Annotated in this window: 15 protein-coding genes; 9 read left to right on the top strand and 6 right to left on the bottom strand. The window is 55.8% G+C overall.

The genetic code is table 11. The features are described from left to right. The first annotated feature begins 92 nt into the window (after positions 1-92). The 5 genes from PCAL_RS08510 (at position 93) to PCAL_RS08530 (ending at position 7,249) form a co-directional block, all read left to right on the top strand. Entirely contained in the window at positions 93-1,811 is a 1,719-nt protein-coding gene (locus PCAL_RS08510) for a GltB/FmdC/FwdC-like GXGXG domain-containing protein (protein WP_011850282.1), read from the top strand. Further along, positions 1,801-3,882, top strand: a complete 2,082-nt coding sequence (locus PCAL_RS08515) for an FMN-binding glutamate synthase family protein (protein ID WP_011850283.1) — start codon at positions 1,801-1,803, stop codon at positions 3,880-3,882. Before PCAL_RS08510 ends, PCAL_RS08515 begins: the two co-directional genes overlap by 11 nt. Before the next feature lie 211 nt (positions 3,883-4,093). Further along, positions 4,094-5,380, top strand: a complete 1,287-nt coding sequence (locus tag PCAL_RS08520) for a glutamine synthetase family protein (RefSeq protein ID WP_193322643.1) — start codon at positions 4,094-4,096, stop codon at positions 5,378-5,380. Further along, a complete protein-coding gene (locus tag PCAL_RS08525) occupies positions 5,380-6,051 on the top strand; it encodes a class II glutamine amidotransferase (protein WP_011850285.1) in 672 nt (223 codons plus the stop codon). Before PCAL_RS08520 ends, PCAL_RS08525 begins: the two co-directional genes overlap by 1 nt. A gap of 136 nt (positions 6,052-6,187) precedes the next feature. Next, positions 6,188-7,249 (top strand): asparagine synthetase A, encoded by a 1,062-nt coding sequence (locus PCAL_RS08530; protein WP_193322644.1) that lies wholly within the window; start codon positions 6,188-6,190, stop codon positions 7,247-7,249. A 47-nt stretch (positions 7,250-7,296) separates the two neighbouring features. On the opposite strand, the gene PCAL_RS08535 is transcribed toward PCAL_RS08530, so the two are convergent. The 4 genes from PCAL_RS08535 to mobA form a co-directional block, all read right to left on the bottom strand. Next, positions 7,297-8,454: a pyridoxal-phosphate-dependent aminotransferase family protein gene (locus PCAL_RS08535; protein ID WP_011850287.1), complete on the bottom strand. Its 1,158-nt coding sequence runs from the start codon at positions 8,452-8,454 to the stop codon at positions 7,297-7,299. Continuing rightward, positions 8,429-9,313, bottom strand: a complete 885-nt coding sequence (locus tag PCAL_RS08540; RefSeq protein WP_011850288.1) for a hypothetical protein — start codon at positions 9,311-9,313, stop codon at positions 8,429-8,431. The genes PCAL_RS08535 and PCAL_RS08540 overlap by 26 nt, the downstream gene beginning before the upstream one ends. 13 nt (positions 9,314-9,326) lie before the next feature. Further along, positions 9,327-9,536 carry a hypothetical protein gene (locus tag PCAL_RS08545; RefSeq protein ID WP_193322645.1) on the bottom strand — a complete coding sequence of 70 codons (210 nt, stop codon included), beginning with the start codon at positions 9,534-9,536 and terminating at the stop codon, positions 9,327-9,329. Between the two features lie 74 nt (positions 9,537-9,610). After that, positions 9,611-10,417 (bottom strand): molybdenum cofactor guanylyltransferase, encoded by an 807-nt coding sequence (gene mobA / locus PCAL_RS08550; protein ID WP_011850290.1) that lies wholly within the window; start codon positions 10,415-10,417, stop codon positions 9,611-9,613. Positions 10,418-10,452: 35 nt separating this feature from the next. Here mobA and PCAL_RS08555 point away from each other — a divergent pair, with 35 nt between their 5' ends. Genes PCAL_RS08555 through PCAL_RS08570 form a run of 4 tightly spaced genes read left to right on the top strand, consistent with a single transcriptional unit; the run spans position 10,453 to position 16,596 of the window. Next, positions 10,453-13,473 (top strand): glucodextranase DOMON-like domain-containing protein, encoded by a 3,021-nt coding sequence (locus tag PCAL_RS08555; protein WP_011850291.1) that lies wholly within the window; start codon positions 10,453-10,455, stop codon positions 13,471-13,473. A gap of 21 nt (positions 13,474-13,494) precedes the next feature. Further along, positions 13,495-14,877 (top strand): extracellular solute-binding protein, encoded by a 1,383-nt coding sequence (locus tag PCAL_RS08560; RefSeq protein WP_011850292.1) that lies wholly within the window; start codon positions 13,495-13,497, stop codon positions 14,875-14,877. Continuing rightward, on the top strand, positions 14,877-15,800 hold the full coding sequence (locus PCAL_RS08565) for a carbohydrate ABC transporter permease (RefSeq protein WP_011850293.1): 924 nt from the start codon (positions 14,877-14,879) through the stop codon (positions 15,798-15,800). The genes PCAL_RS08560 and PCAL_RS08565 overlap by 1 nt, the downstream gene beginning before the upstream one ends. After that, on the top strand, positions 15,790-16,596 hold the full coding sequence (locus PCAL_RS08570; RefSeq protein ID WP_011850294.1) for a sugar ABC transporter permease: 807 nt from the start codon (positions 15,790-15,792) through the stop codon (positions 16,594-16,596). Before PCAL_RS08565 ends, PCAL_RS08570 begins: the two co-directional genes overlap by 11 nt. A gap of 76 nt (positions 16,597-16,672) precedes the next feature. On the opposite strand, the gene PCAL_RS08575 is transcribed toward PCAL_RS08570, so the two are convergent. Both PCAL_RS08575 and PCAL_RS08580 read right to left on the bottom strand, forming a co-directional pair. Next, positions 16,673-16,846, bottom strand: a complete 174-nt coding sequence (locus PCAL_RS08575) for a hypothetical protein (protein WP_011850295.1) — start codon at positions 16,844-16,846, stop codon at positions 16,673-16,675. A gap of 56 nt (positions 16,847-16,902) precedes the next feature. Next, positions 16,903-17,337: a hypothetical protein gene (locus tag PCAL_RS08580; protein WP_011850296.1), complete on the bottom strand. Its 435-nt coding sequence runs from the start codon at positions 17,335-17,337 to the stop codon at positions 16,903-16,905. Between the last annotated feature and the right edge of the window lie 12 nt (positions 17,338-17,349).

The following is a 17,349-nucleotide window of genomic DNA, read 5'->3' on the forward strand; positions in this document are numbered from 1 at the left end:
TAAGTTTTCTTCTCTTCTTTTAAATAGATTTTGCCTCTCTCTATATTTGTATAATGACTAAAGATTTAAAGTATTGATCTTCACGCCTTGCTATGTGTGGCATCGTTGGAATATATAGCCTTGACGGAGGATCAATAGACTTCTCAATAGTTCTTCGTGGGCTTCTGGCAATGAGAGAAAGAGGTACTCCTCACGGGGCTGGCGTGGCTTACTACAGAGGTGATGGAAGACTCCTCGTTAAAGCCTTCTCGCGCACGCCTGTTGGCAGATATGTCAAAATTACAGACGGATTTTACGACGTAACTTTGGAAAATGAGACCTTAGACGACGGCTTTGTATACTTAAAGAGTAGGTGGCTTGACGTTTATAAAGTTGCCGATTGGCCGGAGGGCTTGGCTGCTCGCTATAAGCTTGACGGCGTTAGAAGCCCGGTTTGGCTTGGCCACACGCGTTACCCCACTAATAGCCCTGGCAGGCTCCCGCTGTACTCCCATCCCTTTGCCGTGGGGGAGGTGGCCATTGTGCATAACGGTGATTTGTCCTCGTACGGCTCACATGTAGAATTGATCAACCACTACGTAGGGGATGGCAAATTCACTGGAAATGACAGCGAGTCTATTGCGCATCTCCTTAACTATCTTTTACAGACGTATGACGTAGAGGAGGCCATCAGAGAGCTGTTGTACGGACAGCGCGTGAGGTGGGCTAGGCTAGACGGCCCGTACGCCGTGGCGTTTATGGTGGGCGGGCCGAGTCCGTATTTTGGCGCTTTTGTCGATTTGTACCACTTTAGGCCCCTGTACGTAGGGACCGATGGGGCAACGCTCTACGTGGCTAGTGAGGCCGCGGCTATAAAGGCCATGTCGCCGTCTGCGCGGGTTTGGGCCCTTAGAGGTGGTGAGTACATCGTTGCGCATAAGGGCGAGGTCTGGGGCAACTTCAAGATGCGCTATGTTTATCCGCAGTCCCCGCTGCCTCCCGCAGAGGGGTTTATTGACGCGTCGGCCTTCGGCGTGACAGAGCTGGCGGATGTTATAAGGAGGGAGGTGGAAAAGCGGGGACAGGTAAGCGTCGTAAATGTGAACGGCCACAGATATCTCGCCAGTGGGCTCGAAAGAGGGGTGGTTAAGATGTGGGGTGTTGTGGGGAACGCCTCGGCGAATGTGATGAGCGGTGGGGAGGTCTACGTCTATGGAGATGTGCAAGACGACTTTGGAGATGCCATGAACGGCGGCGTGGCTGTAATATACGGCAACGCCGGCGACACCTTGGGACAGGCTAAGCGCGGCGGAGAGATCTACGTCTACGGCGACGTTGGCACAAGGGCCGCCATTCAGCACCGCGGCGGCGTAATGATTATAGGCGGCTCCGCCGGGGATTTCCTGGGGGAGTACATGGGGGGAGGCACCGTCGTCGTACTAAGGGTTACTAACGACGAGCCTGTGGGCAGGTACATCGGAAGCGGGCTGGTGGGAGGGAAGATATACATACGCGGCGACGACGTGCCCCCAGACTTCGTGGGCTTAGCGCCGTCCTCTAGGAGACTTAAGAGGTATGTGGAATACCTATATAGGAGCGGGCGTATAGGCGAAGAGGAGTATAGAAGGCTATCGTTGGGCGACTTCGCGGCCGCGCCTTCCCACCTTCATAAGTTGTGGGGAGGAAGCCTCAGGGTAGAGCATAGGCATTTAACCGAAGAGGAGGTGAGGGAGCTGGCACCGTATGTGGCTAAGTTCAACGCACTTTTTGGCCTCAACGTGGACATCTCTAAGGAGGTCTTCACAGTGGTGAGCAGAGGCCATGATTTCTAAGCTTGTCGTTGTAAAAAGCTACATACCCCCGGCACGTCACAGAGTGCCGGAGTTCTGGGACGAGGAGAAGATCAACTACGTCCGCGCCTCATCGCAGAGCGGCTTGCCGCCGTATGCCCTAAGCGAGCCGCGGAGAGTTGGCAGACTCCTAGACCGCATCTCGTTCAAGGATCTAAGGCCGAGGGAGGTCAACGAGCTGTTGGAGAAGGCGGATAAATTGGACGTAGACGTGGGAATGGACTTCTTTGGGACACGGCTGAGTGTTCCCATCTACGTTGGCGACATGTCCTTCGGCGCATTGAGCGGAAATCCCAATATCGCCATAGCAAAGGCTGTTACGGAGTTCGGCGCGGTGGCCGGGATAGGCGAGGGCGGGCTGCACCCCGAGGTGGCCAAGTATAGGAACATAGTGGTTCAATGGGCCTCTGCCAGGTTTGGAATGGGCCTAGATCTGCTGAGGGCCGGCCTCGCAGTTAATATAAAGATTGGACAGGGGGCTAAGCCGGGCATAGGCGGCCACTTGCCCGGCAGAAAGGTGGTGGACATAATAGCGCAACTCCGGAAGATACCTAAGGGTAGCGATGCGCTTTCCCCCGCACCACACCACGACATCTACTCAATCGAAGACCTGGCGCAGAGAGTTAAAGCACTTAGAGACATAAGCAAGAAGCCAGTATTGGTCAAAGTCGCGGCGGTGAACAAGATAATGTATGTGGCAGTGGGCGTGGCTAGGTCGACCGCGGAGGGCATCATCATAGACGGCGCAGGCGCGGGGACAGGCGCCACGCCCCTCGCGATTAGAAACCACCTAGGCATACCCATCGACTACGCCATACCCGTCGTCCACGAGTGGCTTAGGAAAAACGGCGTGAGAGACAACTTCTTAGTCATAGGCGGCGGCATGTTGTTCAGCGCAGAGGACGTGGCAAAATTGATCGCGCTTGGCGCAGACATGGCGAACATAGGCACTGCCGCGCTCCTCTCCTTCGGCTGTATAATGTGCCACGCCTGTCACACCGGCGGGTGCCCCACGGCGTTGACAAACCTAATAGGGTATGGAAAAGAGCTGGACATAGAGTGGGCCGCGGGCAATTTAAAGAACTACCTCAAGGCGCTGGAGGCGGGGCTTAAGGCCATTGTATACGCCTTGGGCTTCAGCTCTGTGAGAGAGCTGGTGGGCCGCAAAGACCTCCTCAAGATCGACTACGTCGACGAAGAGGTGGCCTCAACCATCGGCGTTGAGCTCGGCACCCCTGGAGGAGTGGCCTTCTACGGCAAATACGAGCCCGTGGTGTCTCAGGAGGTCTACGAGCGGGGAGAGCCGCCGATAATAGGAATGGGCGGAGTAGTGCCCGGCTATACCTACCCCGCGAGGCGGCCTCTCGACCTGTTGCGCATTGAGGCGGTGCAGGTTACGCGCCCCTCTGTGGACCCCTACAGAGAGCCGGTGTCCATAGAGGTCAACATTGGGCGTTTTAGGGCTGACACGCCTGTGGGAGTGGCGGCGGAGGTAGACGAGGCGCTTGTGGAAGTGGGGAAGGGCCTGGGCGCCTTCATATACGGCAACTGCGAAGACGAGCTTTGCGTAAACAACTACGACTGGGTCGCCGTGCCGCCTAGTGGCGCCACACTGGCGAACGGCGTCGCCGAGCTGGGGCGGGAGATCATAGTGGTAGACGAAAGGCTTGGAGGCGACATGTGGCTTGAGGAGTATATACCGAGGCTAGACGTGGAGTTGAAAAAGAGGAGGGTTAGGGACAGGGTGGTGGTTGTCGCAGTGGGGGAGTTCTACGATGGCGCTGACGTGTATAAACTCGCCGCTCTCGGCGCCGATGTGATAGTACCGCTGGGGATATTTACGTATATACACAGGCGCTTTAAGGACTTGCCCATGTGGAAAAGAGCTGAGAAATACGAGAACGCCATTTTGTCCATTGAAAAAGAGCTGAAGCTCGCCATGGGCGCAGGTGGTGTGACAAACTATCAACACATGGTGGGCAACAGGGACTTGGTGAGGTCACTGGACGGCGCGGTGGCAAAGAGGCTAGGCGTAGAGGTGGCAGGTAGGTAGAGGTATATACTACGCACCAAACGCTATATATCATTGTCGGTTGCCTCCTCACAGCTCGTTAAATCCCAAGATTTTGTATATTATATTCCCCTATCTCATTGCATTTAGTTCAACATAGCCAGGTAGGTACCGGCATATATTCCGTATCAAGTGGCTGGCTATATACCCTATTTATGTAGAAATCTTTTTAAGGGTTATCTTCGTGATGTCTATGCCGGAACCAAAAACGGCGTGGAGGCTGTTGAAAAGTGCCGGCGTTAAATACGTGAGGTTTGTGATTGTGGACATATTTGGAAGACCGCGCGTAGATATCTTGCCCATAGACGAGGCAAAAGACGCCTTTATAGATGGAGTATTATTTGACGGCTCCTCTATACCGGCCTACGGCGGGGTAAATAGAAGCGACTTCGTGGCCATGCCAGACCTCGACTCCGTGTACATAGAGACGTGGAACGGCGGTAAAACGGCGCTGATTTTCACAAGTGTAATGGATGGGTCAAGGCCGAGTCTCCGGGACCCAAGAAACGTGCTGAAAAGCGCGTTGGAGACGGTTAAGGCGAGGGGATACAAGCCGCTTCTCGGCGTTGAGCTTGAGTTCTTCTTAGTCAAAGGCGATCCGCCCATGTACGCCGACGGCGGAGTCTACTTCGATGGACACCTACTGCACACATGGCCTGTGTTGGAGGAGATCATGGAGCACTTCCACCTCTCCGGCATTGGTAGCACTAAGACACACCACGAGGTGGCCCCAGGGCAGTACGAGGTGAATATACCAGCGGGCGACCCGCTGGAGGTGGCTGACAAGGTGCTGGCGTTTAAGATCTTGGCTAAGTCTGTGGCACAACGGCACGGCTACACTGCCACCTTTATGCCTAAGCCCTTCTGGGGCATAAATGGCTCAGGCGCCCACGTGCATTTAAGCCTGTGGCGCGACGGCGAGAACCTCTTTGCCTCGGTGAAAGAGCCGCGGGAGGAGTTGAAATACGCCGTGGCGGGCATTTTGCAAAACGCCATTGCAAACAGCGTATTTGTGGCGCCAACCGTCAACAGCTATAAGAGGCTTGTGCCTCACCACGAGGCGCCTACGCGCATAGTGTGGGGCCTTGGCAACAGATCCGCCATGGTGAGAGTGCCCTACTACGGCGGTAGAATAAACAGGCTGGAGTATCGCCACCCAGACCCCTCGATGAACCCCTACGTGGCCTTCGCGTCGATAGTGTTTTCCGCATACATGGGCGTTGAGAAGAGACTGGAGCCTCCGCCGCCTGTGGACACTGTGGCGTACGAGCTTGAGGGAGTTAGAGAGACGCCTCGGCACCTCGGCGACGCGGTTAAGTACGCCCAAGAGTCGGCGCTTCTGCCCGAGGAATTTGTAAAGCCGTATTTAGCGCTGAAGGAGGAGGAGTGGCTCAGCTATTTGAAGTCGGAGGGCGATTGGGAGAAGACGTGGAACAAGATAACGCGGTGGGAGTACAACGCCTATTTAGTCAACGTCTAATGTGTAGATTTTTCGTCGCCATAGGCGGATACCCGCCCGAGGAGGCTCTTGAGGATTTTGCGGCCGTCTCTAGGAGGGATAGGACCATGGGCTGGAGCCACGGCTCTGGGTGGGGCATGCTCTGGCTGAGGCGGGGCGAGGCCGGCGTCTATAGGTCTGTGAGAGCGATTTGGGAGAGCTTTGTGCCCCCTCCCCGCGGCTACGACATATACGTCTTACACTCGCGCCTAGCCTCCGTGGGCTCTATTGCAATAGAGAATACCCACCCCATCCTGCGCGGGGGCTTTGCCATTGTACACAACGGCACATTAGACAAGGAGGGACTCACGGCGGAGCTCAAGAGGCGGGGCCTAGACGTAAAGACCGCCGGGGGCACAGACACAGAGCTTCTGCTGTCTGCGTTCGTTGAGCTAGGCGGCAACGAAAAGGCGGCTAGAGAGGTCGCCGAAGTGGCCAAGAGGTATATCGACAGAGAGGAGCCGCTACTAAACTTCGCCATAGTAGACTTAAACGAGGCGCAGGTGTACCTATACACCTACAGGCTTGTGGAACATCCGCACTTCGTACCTCAGATCTCCAAGGGGAGCCCCATTTTAATAAGCTCAGAGCCCGTGGGCAGAGACTCTTGGATGCCTATACCTAACGATACGCTTCTCACACTCCGCACATAAAATACACAATTAGCCTGAATTTATTGAATTATTTTCTGAATCGCCCCGGGACTATTAGGAATATAATGCACTAAACCCCGGGAGAGTTGTGCATTACGTACTTGGAATTGATTTATCTCCTGCCCAACCCAGGCCCATGGTCGATCTCAAGGAGCCCAGATACCACCCAGCGGTGTTGGAGTTCGAGAAGCTTGTTAAAGACAAGGAGAGATATAAGCAGGCCGTGGAAGAGTTCTTACGATATTCGTGGCGCTGGGCAAGAGATGAGAAGTATCAAACTGTGTTCAAAATACAGGCCGGCATACTGCGGGGCATAAGGGAGTTCTTAGATTCGAGGGGGTTTGTCGAAGTGCTTGCGCCAGTCATAGGCCCAGTTACCGACCCTGGGATCAGGGGGGCTAGACAGGCGTCTATCGACTTCTACGGCGTGGAGTACAAGGTTATGTCGTCGGCTATTTTGTACAAGCAGTACATGGCGTCTGCGCTTGGGAAAATCTACTTCGTGTCGCCCAACGTGCGCCTTGAGCCTGTGGAGAGCATATACACAGGCCGGCACTTAGTCGAGTTCTACCAGGTGGATATAGAGATGTACAAGGCCACATACTACGATGCCATGGCCCTCGCCGAAGACCTCGTCTACCACGTGGCGAAATATGTGAGAGAAGAGTACTGGAGGGAGCTTGAGGCGTTGGGGAGGGAGCTGCCCGAGTTTAAGAGGCCTTTCAAGCGCTATGCCCACGCCGAGGCGGTCAAAATAGTGAACGAATACGGCTGTGTCAACAGCCCCCGCGAGGAGTTGAGGTGGGAATGTGAAAAGCTCTTCTCTGCCTTGCACACCTCCCCCGTCTTTATATACGACTACCCAAAGGGGTCTCGGGGCTTCTATGATAGAGAAGACCCGGAGAGGCCCGGCGTGTTGAGAGACTTTGACATGCTGTACCCAGAGGGGTTTGGGGAAGCTATCAGCGGGGCGGAGCGGGAGTACGAGCCAGATAGGTTGATTGAACGCATAAAGGAGGGCGGGGAAGACCCCGCGAAATACGGTTGGTTTTTACAAATGGCAAAGGAGCTGTATCCGTTGCAAACTGCTGGGTTTGGAATTGGTGTCGAGAGATTTACCAGGTACATATGTGGCTTGAGGGCCGTGTGGGAGGCAAGGCCGTTTCCAAAGCTTGCAGGAATAGCTCCCACGCCATAGACTAGTTTGTGGCGCGAAAATTTCTAGCGCCTTTCTTTCACAATACTCTATTGCCCGAAAGCGTCTAGTACTGCCTCTAGCGCTTTTCCTACGTCTACCTCGTGTCCCATATCTCTTAGGCCTAGCCCCAGCGCCGCCACTGCAGAGAGGAGGTAGTCTAGGCTTGCTTGGACCCCCATGTGGCCTATACGCATCAGCTCCGCCTCTAGGGGCCCCCAGCTACCGGCCAACATGACGCCGTACTTCTTCCAAATGTGGTCGCGGAGGGCGGCTGGGCTGGTGGGCGGCTTGAAGGCTGTGGCCGTGGGACATGTGCACTCTACTGAGCGGGGGTATGGCTCAAGCCCCATGGCCTCTATCGCCCTCCGCGCGGCGAGTCTCGTGGCCCTGTGGCGCCTGTATACGGAGTCGAGCCCCTCGTCGAATATCCTCCTTAGGCTCTCCTTTACGGCGTATATTAACACGTCTGGCATTGTGTAGGGGAAGAGGCCCTTGTCCAGCCACTCCTTCCACACAAAGTAGTTCATGTAGAAGCCTCCCCTCTTCACCTCCGCCGCCCTGTCCAAAGCGGCTTTGCTCAACGCCATTATCGTCAGCCCAGGCGGGGCGTTCAACGCCTTTTGAGAACCGCCGATTAACACGCCTATTTTCCACTCGTCGAATTTTATCTCGTCGGCGCCGATGGAGGAGACTGCGTCAACAATCAACAAGGCGCCGTGGGAGGAGACGGCCTTGGCCACCTCGCCCAGCTCGTTGTAGACTGTGGATGGCGTGTCGCAGTGCACCAGCGTTACCACTTCCACGTCCTTGTTCTTCTCCAACGCCCTATCCACCGCCGAGGGGTCCGCTGCCTGCCTCCAGTCTAGGCCCATCTTAATGGCCTCTCCGCCGTACATTTTGACCAAGTCGGCAAAGCCGTCGCCGTACACCCCGTTGTCGACTACCAGCACCTTTGTCCCAGGCTTCACGGCGTTGGCCACCGCGGCCTCTAGCCCCAGCATAGCCTCGCCTGCCCACAGATAGACCTCCCCCCTTTGGGCCCCCACAAGCGCCTTCACCATGTCCACAGTCTCTTTGTACTCCTGGAAGAACTGCGGGTCTAGGTCCGGGTTCGTGGTCTCTCTCAACAGGGCGGCTTTGACCCAAGGCGGCACCGCTGTGGGGCCTGGGGTGACAATCCTACGCTCGACGTACCTCTTGAACATGTCCCCTCCTGCCCGAGAGTATAAAAACTACCAGGGCGAGGCCCAGCATGCCTACGCCGAGGAAGGCCAGCGCCACGCCCCTTATATCCACCTCCTTCACCACCTCTGTAACCGTGGTCGTGTAGACCCGCTCCGAGGCATATGTAACAGTAAGAGTCTCAGTTTTAGTAACAGTGGCCGTGGCCGTCTGAGTTACTGTCTCCGTTGCGCGCTGTGTGACAGTTTGAGTCACCGTGTGAGTTACCGTGCTTGTAACAACTATGGGAGAGGCGGGGGTGTAGTTGCCGTATAGCGTGATGTGCCAAGGCGACGGCGTAGGTGTGCGGAACCAGAGCTTGATCAGATAGTCGTTGCATGGGTTTAGGTCTACTACCGATATGCTTCTAAAGGCCGTGTAATTTGCGGCGGCGAAGTGCACTTGGATTGGGTTGATCCACCTGGCGCGTACTGTCACAACGGCGCTGGGAGGGGCGTAGGAAGTCGTCTTGTTTACTACCTCTAGCAACGGCTGGGCGTCGCAGGCTGTGACATTGGCTATCTTGACGCCCCATATCTCTATTCTATCCACCTCTTCTCCTCCGTCGAGGAGGGAAAGGGCCACGGCGCTGGCAGTTAGAGGTATTGAACACGTGTTGTGGGCCGTGGGGCCTGTGCCGACGGGGCATGGGCCGCTCCACGAGCCGTCGAACCAGTAGAGGGCCACGTCTAAGGGCTTTTGAGCTGCCACGTGGGCCCAGACGTCTATGTAGGCCCACCGCGGCGCTAGGCAGAGGCACTGTTTTAGGGCAATTACTACGCCGTCGATGTAAGCGGCAGACACGGCGGCGGCTAGAAGGGCGAGGAGGACTAGGAGGCGCACGGAGGGGGGTCTCTCAGTTTTTAAAAATTTGTAAGACGCTCTCTACCTGGTCTTCTAGGTACCACTCTAGGACGTAGTCTAGGCGGCTGGCGAGGTAGAGCGCCTTTTTGTACGCCTTGTCCCAGGTGGAGTATCTGCTTACTAAGACCCAGTCCTTCTCTTCCACCTTTGCCCTAGTGACGAGGACTCTGGCCTCCTTGGGGTTTAGGTAGACCCGGAACATGTACGTATACGTATACGCGTTTAAAAAGCCGGAGTTTTTCAGCTTACAATTATCCCCTAAGTACATTTAAACTTTCAGTTTACTCTCGTCGCGCCTTTCTCTATTTCAACCGCCTCGTAGAGCACGTCGGACAGCACCTTGTAGGCCGGAGAGACGGGGGCCAAGTCCTTTGCCACGTGCGCCGCCATGGAGAAAAGCCCAAGCTCCACATAGCGGATAAGCTCCCTCTTAAGCGCCTCCACGTCGCCCTCCTCCAGCCACTTGGCCAGCGGGGGCGTGTCCCAGCGGAGTTCTACGTCTTCCACAAAGACCTGTAGGCGTATCTCCACCCTATCCACGGCCAAGTCCTCCGGCGTGTTGACATTGTAGAGCCAGAGGGGGTCAACCCCGTGCTTAACAACGGATAGAAAGACGGTTGGAGATAGTCTGAACAGGTCGTCAAGGCGCCTCCTCTTGTGCGCCGCCAAGAAGTCCAGCGCCCGCCGAGCCTCCCGGGGAGAGGCCTTAAACACCGTCGACTCTACGCGGCCATTGGGGAAGACCCAGGTAGAGAAGACACCGCCTGCCTCGGCCAATCCCTTAAACACGGCCGGCGTTATGAAGGGCACGTCGCAGGGGGCAAAGAACACCTCTTCGTCGAAGTGGTGCAACGCCGTGTCCACCGCGGCGAGGGGTCCAGAGAAGCGGGGGCTGTCCTCCACCACGTCGACGCCTTTGTACAAATCGGCGTTGGGCCCGGGGGCCACGTAGACTCGATCTGCCACGGCCCTTCCCGCCTCAGCCACTCTGTCTATAAACCTCTTCCCGCCCAGGGAGTATGTGCACTTGTCTCTTCCAAACCTCCTAGAGAGGCCCCCGGCGAAGATGACCAACACGGCCATGGGCAACACTTAATTACCAGTTATAACTTGTAGCTATGAAGATCCTCGCCCTCCTCTTGTCGGCCCTCGTACTGGCCCAGACCGTCAACGTCGTGGTGATATTGCACAACCACCAGCCCTGGTACATAGACTTGGAGAGGGGGGAGCTCGTGCTCCCCTGGGTGAGAATGCACGCGGTTGGCAACTACCTAAAGGTGCCTCTCTTGATAAATCAGACGGGGGTGTCCGTGGCCTTCACTCTCTCCGGTAGCTTGATAGAACAGTTGAACTGGTATGCCAATGGCACATATCTCGATGCCAGGTTTAAAATCTCGGAGAAGTTGGCAAGGGGAGAGGCCTTGACGGCGGAGGAGAAGTACTCCATGTTAAAAGTGCCAGGGGGCTTCTTCGACATCAATTGGCAGAATATCCTCTACAAGAATCCGCGCTACACCGCGCTCCTGGGGATTAGAAACGACGCCTTTAACAAGTGCCCGCCCGGAGATGTTACATGTGTAGTGTCGAAATTCAGCGACCAAGACTTCGTCGACTTGGCCACGTTGTTCAACCTAATGTGGATAGACCCCTACATAGCTAGGCAGAGGCCAGACATATGGGCTCTTAGGAATAAGACAAGTTTCACGAGGGATGACTTGGCCAAGGTTCTACAATTCCACATAGAGTTAATAAAAGAGGTTTTGCCCCTCTACAAGAGGCTCGCAGAACAAGGCCGCATTGAGCTTGTCCCAGTGCCGTACTCCCACCCGCTGATGCCGCTCTTGGCGGACATGGGGGCAGTAGACGACTTGAGGCTACACATACAGCTCTCCAACGGCCTCTTCAGAAGGTACTTAGGCGCCTCGCCCCTGGGCGTCTGGCCGCCTGAACAGGCGGTAAACGACGAAGTTTTGAGACTGTTCGCAGAAGAGGGCTATCTGTGGACTGTGACCGACGAAGACGTGCTTAAGATGACTATGCCTGGCAAGAGCCACTTCCAGCTCTACTACGCCGACTACGGGGGGAGACGCATCTACGTCTTCTTTAGAGACAAGACTCTCTCTGACAACATTGGGTTTAGGTACTCATCCATGAGTCCGCAGGCGGCGCTCGCGGACTTTGTAAACTACCTAAGGCGGGTGCCGCGCGGCGACTGCAACGTAGTCGTAATAGCGCTAGATGGGGAAAACCCCTGGGAGAACTACCCCAACTTCGGCGACGACTTCTTGCTACAGTTCTTCGGCGGATTGGCCCAGCTTGAGAAAAATGGCACAATTAAGCTTTGGAAGCCCACAGACTTCGTAAAAGCGTGTGGAGATAAGGCAGAGCCGCTCCCGCAGCGGGAGTTCCAGTACTACAACCTCGGCGTAGACATATCTTTCTACAACTCGATACGGGAGTTGCCCACGCGGACCGTGTTGGGGAAAATCGCCGAGGGCTCTTGGTCCTCGGGGGGTAGCCTGGCCGTGTGGATTGGAGACCCCGACGAAAATGCGTGGTGGATGTGGCTTAAGAAGGCGCGGGAGGACGTCGGCGCGGCCAAGAGCTGGGATGTGCTATTCCCACTGCTTGTTGCTGAGGCAAGCGACTGGCCCTTCTGGTACGGCGGAGACATGGGATCTCCGCAGACGTTTGACCCAGTGGCAAAGGCGGCCTTGAGGGCGTATTACCAGAGAGCCGGCTTGGAGCCGCCGGCGTATTTATACACCACGGCCTACCCGGCGGGCATCCCCAGGGAAGACAAAGTGGCTGGGCAGGGGCATGGAAGCGTAAAGGCGCAAGACGCCACTATTTACGTTAACACAACCCACGTGTGGGTGTCCGGAGGCAGATGCGGCGTCGTTTACATCTCTAACCCCAATGTGCCAAGGTCGCCGTATGTGCCCCGTGGAGCAGTGTTCGGACTGCGCGGGGAGAGGCTGGACATATACGCAGACATGGCTCTTGACACGTGTAATGGGACTGTGTATCTCGCAGATGGGGGCAAATTCGTCGCCGTGGGCAACAACGCTCTTCTAAGCCTAATAGGCGCAAAGCCAGGCGGCAAACTGTACGTAGAGTTCAACGGCTTCGTCTACGTCTTAGGAATACCTGAGACAACCACATCAGCTAGGCTAGTAATGTCGGCAGAGGACCCGCCTGGAGACGACTTTGGCCCCGGGAGCTATAACTATCCCAAAAACCCCGCCTTTAGGCCAGGCGTGTTCGACCTACTCGGCATGGAGGTGTACGACCTCGGAGACAAGCTCAGGTTCGTTTTCAGAGTCAGAGAGCTTGGAGGCAACCCCTGGGGCGGGCCAGCCGGCTTTTCTCTCCAGTTCTTCCACGTGTACATAAATAGGGGACGCGGCACGAGAAACGACACCCTCGGCCTTAGAGTCGCGCTCTGTAGAGACGCGGCGTGGGACGCGGCCTTGCTCATAGGGCCTGGGTGGAGCGGGGGGAACCGGATAGTGTTTGCAGACGGCTCATTCATAGACGACGCCATTTCCATTAGGGCTGGGCCCAATAACACCGTGGTGGCAGATGTGCCAAAGAAGTACATAGGTGACTTTGACCCCAAGTGGAGGCTCACGGTGTTTTTAACCTCGTGGGACGGCTACGGCCCAGACAATATCAGAAACTTCGGAGTTATGGCGGACGAGTGGACTGTGGGCGGCGCAGACCCCGCGGCCGTCCTCGCCGGCGTGGCGCCGAGAGTGTTCGACCTACTAGCGCCAGCGGCCGAGGAGCAGAAAAAGGCCTTGTCCACCTACAAGGTGAGTAGACTGCCCAACGGCACCTACGTGGGGACGCCGGCGACTGTGTGTACATACGTCTCCCCCAGCAGAGCAGAGACGCAGACAACCACAGTAGTACAAACAGTGGTACAATACGTGACGCAACAGACTACGGAGACCGTAACAAGAGAAACCACGTATACCACGACGTACATATCGACTACGACTACTACGCTTGTAGAAAAAGTAGTAGACTGGGGCATAGCGGCAATTCCCGTGGCCTTAATGGCCCTAATTACTGTGGCGGCCATCGCCTTGGCGCTGGCTTTAGCCAAGAGGAGGCCGCGACAATCTATATAAACTAAGAACATCTTTTTAGATATGAACAAGTACCTACTCCTTGGAATCGTCCTAGCAGTGATTTTAATAGGTCTGGCGGCCTACTTTATCACACAATCACCCGCCGCGCCCTCCCCAACGCAGTCCCCCGCCACTACTGCCCCAACGCAAGCTACTCCAACTACCACGCCGCCTGCCACTACACCCTCTCCCACCCCTCCAACCACCGCGCCCTCCCCAACGCCGGCCCCAACCACCACGGCCACTCCTACGCAGACTCACCCCGCCACGCCCACTCCGACAACTACCACCCCGCCGCAGGCCGCCCAAGTGACCATAAGGATATGGCACGCGCTTAACCCAGAGGAGGAGGCCGTGTTTAAAGAGGTGGCCGCCCTCTATATGCAACAACACCCCAATGTGAAAATAGTGTTTGAAAACAAGGCGCCTGATCTTCAAACCGCGGTTCTCGCTGCTATTGCGCCTCCTTACAGCGAGAAATTCGACCTCTTTATCTGGGCACATGACTGGATTGGGCTCATGGTGGAGGCCGGCGCCTTAAAGCCTGTAGAAAACGATGTGCAAGACGTGTTAAACAAGTTCGTGGTAAGTATACCTCAGTACAAGGGCCATATCTACGGCCTGCCCTTCACAGCAGAGACTGTGGCGCTTATATGCAATAAGAAGATGGCGCCTCAGCCCCCCACCACTTTTGCCGACCTCTTAAACGTCATGAAGAGCTTTAATAAGCCGCCTCAGACCTACGGCATCTCATATGTTGTAAATCCCTACTTCATATCTGCGTGGATACACGGGACCGGCGGATACTACTTCGACGACAAGACCGAGAAGCAGGGTCTCACAGACCCCAGGACGATAGCGGGCTTCCAGTTCTTTAAGACATACATTATGCCGTACGTCGCGCCGAACCCCACGGACTACAACACCCAAGTGAGTCTATTCCTCTCAGGGCAGACCCCGTGCATGGTGAACGGGCCTTGGTCCATAGGCGCAGTTAAGAAAGCCGGGATAGACTTCTACGTAGTGCCCCTGCCCCCAGTCAACAGCACCTACGTCCCAAGGCCCTACGGAGGCTTGAAGATGTTCTATGTCACCATATACGCCTCAAAGGAGGCCATAGACTTCATGAAGTGGTTTACCACAGATCCCCAAGTGGCAAAGATCCTAGTGGATAAGCTAGGCTATGTGCCAGTGATTAAAGATGTGAACATTGCAGATCCAGTGGTGCAGGGCTTCTACGACGCAGTTAAAAACGCGTATCTAATGCCCGTGTCGCCTAAGATGCAACCCGTGTGGGGCGCCGTGGATTTGGTAATACAGAACTCCATCGTGTCCAACCAAAAGACGATAGCGCAGGCTGTGCAAGATGCGGTTAAGGACCTCTGCGCAAGAGGCGTCTGTTGATGAGGCCTCTGTGGCTAATACTCCCGGGTCTTTTTCTCTTCCTCCTCTTCAATTTGTGGCCTATAGTCTACTCAGTGTACATCTCTTTTACAGATGCCAACATTAGAAATTTCCCCACTCCGCCTCCTTGGGCCCCCGAGGAGTTAAAACAGGCGAGGCCGCCCCCTGACTACGTCGGCCTTAAAAATTACGTCTCTATCTTCGCCGGGCCAGCCGCCTCAGGCTTTTTTAACGCCTTTCTCTGGACTCTCATTTTCGTCGCAGTGTCTGTCCCCGCCAAGGTGGCCGTGGGCACGTTGGTGGGATTGCTCATGTCTTCTGAAAAGGTGTTGGGCAAGTCGATTATGAGGGCGTTTTTGGTAGTGCCGTGGGCCCTCCCGCTTATACTCTCGGTGGTTGCGTGGCGCTACGTCTTTGACCCCGCGTTTGGGCCTGTCAACCAGTTGTTGCGCTACTTCGGCGTAGGAAATCCGCCCGACTGGATAGTGAATAAGGACTACGCCTACGCCGCAATGGTGGTGATAGAGACTTGGCTTGCGTATCCCTTCATAATGACCGTGGTCATCGGCGCCTTGGCCAACGTGCCTAGGGCTGCGTACGAGGCGGCTTATATAGATGGGGCGGGGAGGTGGGACATATTCACGAAGATCACTCTTCCGCTGATTAAGAGGCCGCTAATCTACGCCTCGGTGATGACCGCCGCGGCGTCGCTACAGTTCTTCCTCGTGGCCTTTCTCTGGAACTTTATCCAGCTATACGACCGCTTCATCCTCGCCTATGGGTACTACTGGGCCTTTGGGTCGCCTTTCCGCGAGTACGGGCTGGCGGCCGCCGTGCTCACAGTCTCCGCGCTTTTCATATCCGTGTTTATGCTTGCGGCGATTAGGCTGACTGGCTTGTTAAAGGGGGCCTATGAGAGCTAGCGTGTTTCAAACCGCCGTGGCCGCGGCGGCCACCTTCCTCCTATTCTACCCAGTGTTACAGATCGTGCTCTTGTCTTTTAATAAACTGCCCTACTTCCGGATAGGGGGCGACTTTGTGCCCACGCTCGAGGCCTTTCAGTGGGTTCTATCCCAGCCCGACTTTTGGAGGGGACTTTTGAACAGCCTCATAGTGTCCTCTCTCACCGTGGTAATAGTCGTGGCCTTGGCTCTGCCGGGGGCCTACGCCTTTAGCCGCTACAAGTTTAGAGGCCGGGACTCGCTACTGTCCTTCTACGTGGTATTTACCCAGGTGGCCGGCGGGCTCGGCATCGCCGGGCTAATTGCCCTATTCGGCATCGTCTCCGCGCTGGGGCTTAGAAACAACTTGGTTGCCCTAGCCCTGATATATGCGGCGGGGGGTATCCCATACCACACGTGGCTTATGAAGACTTACATGGACACCATTCCCAGATCGGCGGAGGAGGCGGCGTTTATAGACGGCGCAAGCACCAATACCGTGCTCCTCCGCATCGTATTGCCAATGATGATGCCGGCCATCGCCGTGACTTCTATACTGAGCTTCATCGGCGCCTGGGGAGAGCTCATAATGGCGAACCTATTCCTATCAGGCGAAAATAGGACTCTAATCCTCTGGATATACTCCCTGCTGTCCAACGTGTACTCAGTACAGTGGAACCGCTTTGCCGCCGCGGCCCTGCTATACGCCATACCCCCAGTGGCTCTATACGTGGCACTTCAGCGATTCCTCCGCAGAGGACTCGCCTTTATATACTAGCACAGAGCGCCCCAGCCCTCCGACAGTCCCGTAGCAACGAAATATATGCGGGAAGCCGGCGGCAATGGGGACGTCGCTAGCCCCACTCTAGTACGTAGTCGAATTTGTCTGCTAAAAAAGAGGCAAGTCTGAGAGCGTGGGCGAGAGATTTTACCCTGGCCACGGGTTCCCACCCCTCCTCTGCTAAGTCTAGTTCCTCCTCTCTTACTGCGACATAGATGCGGCCGTCTTTTACAAAGACTGTGGGCATGGGGAAGAGCAGGCGGGGGGATTTATCTAGATCAGGTAAAATAGCCGTAAGAAATATTACCCAAAGGAAAGCCGCACCGGTTCCACGTAGCGCCGGTCTATTGTCACCACGCCGAGCACGCGCCTCAGCGCGGCAACCACCTCCTCCTCGGCGGCCCCGGGCACGGTAACCACGATACCTCGCCCAGTGCGGGGGTAGTACTCGGCGGCTACTATTAGCGGATGAGACGTCAGCCTCTTAACCACCTCCCGGTCGTCTAGCCCCTGTCTCGTGGAAAAGGAGAAGTGGGGCAAAACTATCTCGTGTCCCAGGTCTAGTATGGTTCTAACCACCTCGGCCGGGTTGGCGTTGTCGCTTAACTCAACCACGATGTTACGGCCCTCCTTATACACGTTATAAACGCCGGCCATTGACACCAAGAAGTTTGCCATTAGTTCCACGTCGCCGTAGCTTTCGTAAGTTGGAGTTAGCACAAGCTTCTTCACGGCCATTGTGCGAAATGT

It is taken from the genome of Pyrobaculum calidifontis JCM 11548, from assembly GCF_000015805.1.
GTDB classification, from domain to species: Archaea; Thermoproteota; Thermoprotei; order Thermoproteales; family Thermoproteaceae; genus Pyrobaculum; species Pyrobaculum calidifontis.

Excerpts from the sequence above, each read along its gene's own strand:
- mobA (WP_011850290.1), bottom strand. The coding sequence starts at position 10,417 with ATGGCCGTGTTGGTCATCTTCGCCGGGGGCCTCTCTAGGAGGTTTGGA.
- PCAL_RS08570 (WP_011850294.1), top strand. The coding sequence starts at position 15,790 with ATGAGAGCTAGCGTGTTTCAAACCGCCGTGGCCGCGGCGGCCACCTTC.
- PCAL_RS08555 (WP_011850291.1), top strand. The coding sequence starts at position 10,453 with ATGAAGATCCTCGCCCTCCTCTTGTCGGCCCTCGTACTGGCCCAGACC.
- PCAL_RS08580 (WP_011850296.1), bottom strand. The coding sequence starts at position 17,337 with ATGGCCGTGAAGAAGCTTGTGCTAACTCCAACTTACGAAAGCTACGGC.
- PCAL_RS08515 (WP_011850283.1), top strand. The coding sequence starts at position 1,801 with ATGATTTCTAAGCTTGTCGTTGTAAAAAGCTACATACCCCCGGCACGT.
- PCAL_RS08575 (WP_011850295.1), bottom strand. The coding sequence starts at position 16,846 with ATGCCCACAGTCTTTGTAAAAGACGGCCGCATCTATGTCGCAGTAAGA.
- PCAL_RS08545 (WP_193322645.1), bottom strand. The coding sequence starts at position 9,536 with ATGTTCCGGGTCTACCTAAACCCCAAGGAGGCCAGAGTCCTCGTCACT.
- PCAL_RS08565 (WP_011850293.1), top strand. The coding sequence starts at position 14,877 with ATGAGGCCTCTGTGGCTAATACTCCCGGGTCTTTTTCTCTTCCTCCTC.
- PCAL_RS08510 (WP_011850282.1), top strand. The coding sequence starts at position 93 with ATGTGTGGCATCGTTGGAATATATAGCCTTGACGGAGGATCAATAGAC.
- PCAL_RS08520 (WP_193322643.1), top strand. The coding sequence starts at position 4,094 with ATGCCGGAACCAAAAACGGCGTGGAGGCTGTTGAAAAGTGCCGGCGTT.
- PCAL_RS08535 (WP_011850287.1), bottom strand. The coding sequence starts at position 8,454 with ATGTTCAAGAGGTACGTCGAGCGTAGGATTGTCACCCCAGGCCCCACA.
- PCAL_RS08560 (WP_011850292.1), top strand. The coding sequence starts at position 13,495 with ATGAACAAGTACCTACTCCTTGGAATCGTCCTAGCAGTGATTTTAATA.
- PCAL_RS08525 (WP_011850285.1), top strand. The coding sequence starts at position 5,380 with ATGTGTAGATTTTTCGTCGCCATAGGCGGATACCCGCCCGAGGAGGCT.
- PCAL_RS08530 (WP_193322644.1), top strand. The coding sequence starts at position 6,188 with ATGGTCGATCTCAAGGAGCCCAGATACCACCCAGCGGTGTTGGAGTTC.